Raw genomic sequence first — 321 nt, 5'->3', positions numbered from 1 at the left:
TCTTATCTACGCGTTTGACTGTGACTGGATCTGGGTTTCCAACAAACTGTTTATCTGGAGTGAAAGTTACAGTTCCGTCTGGTGCAATCGTGTAAGTTCCTTGACCTGGAATAGATTTCTCTTTGCTTCCATCTTCGAAGGTTGGCTCAACTGTTTCATCGATTGGAACCAGTGGATCACCACCTTGGAAGGTTGGAGTACCAGTTTGTGGAAGTCCTTGAGGACCTGTGCTGGTTGCGCCGGTTCCTGTAGGAGTTACCTTAGTAAACTCTGGGCTGTATGTCGCAGTAACTGGGGTGCCATTCTTATCTACGCGTTTGA

1 protein-coding gene is annotated in these 321 nt (G+C 47.0%); it reads right to left on the bottom strand.

Annotated elements, in window-relative coordinates; translation table 11 throughout:
• Positions 1-321, bottom strand: a 321-nt coding sequence (locus HMPREF2780_RS07970; RefSeq protein ID WP_233994387.1) for a hypothetical protein, incomplete at both ends; no start/stop codon positions are given.

Source organism: Streptococcus sp. HMSC062B01 (assembly GCF_001811085.1).
Lineage (GTDB): Bacteria > Bacillota > Bacilli > Lactobacillales > Streptococcaceae > Streptococcus > Streptococcus gordonii.
Note: the sequence above shows the minus strand (reverse complement) of the source record. Positions and strands in the feature narration are given on the sequence as shown.